Source organism: Thauera phenylacetica B4P, from assembly GCF_000310225.1.
GTDB classification, from domain to species: Bacteria; Pseudomonadota; Gammaproteobacteria; order Burkholderiales; family Rhodocyclaceae; genus Thauera; species Thauera phenylacetica.
Map to the genome: position 1 here is coordinate 1 of NZ_AMXF01000618.1, position 411 is coordinate 411.

Consider the following 411-nt stretch of genomic DNA (forward strand, 5'->3'; position numbering starts at 1 on the left):
CTGCGCGGCAGGCGCCGGGGGTGCCTGGACGGCTGGAGCGACCGGGGCGTCCGGGGCGGGGGCGGCCGTCGTTACCGACACCGCCGGCGACTCGACCGCCGGCGTCGCGACCGGCGCCTCGCTCGCTGCGGCCCCCTGCGCCGGTGTCCCGGCGGCGGCCTGCAGTTGCCCCATTGTGCCGCTCTGCACCTCGAGCAGGCGCTGCAGGTCACGGATGCTGCGCTCGAGCTGGACGAGGCGATCGTTGGCCTCCTCCAGCGCCTTCGAGCGTGTGGCGAGCTCTTCCTCCAGCACCTGCAGGCGCGCCTCCGCGCCCGCATCGGCGCCGGTGTCGCTGCGCGAGACCGTGACCTTGTCGCCCGCATCGGTCGCCGCGGCGGCCTCCTGCACGCGCGGCACGATGCGACCGCC

General features: G+C 76.6%; 1 pseudogene. It reads right to left on the reverse strand.

The features are described from left to right. Window positions 1–411 (reverse strand): annotated as a pseudogene (locus tag C667_RS23980) (FimV/HubP family polar landmark protein); the annotation flags it as partial.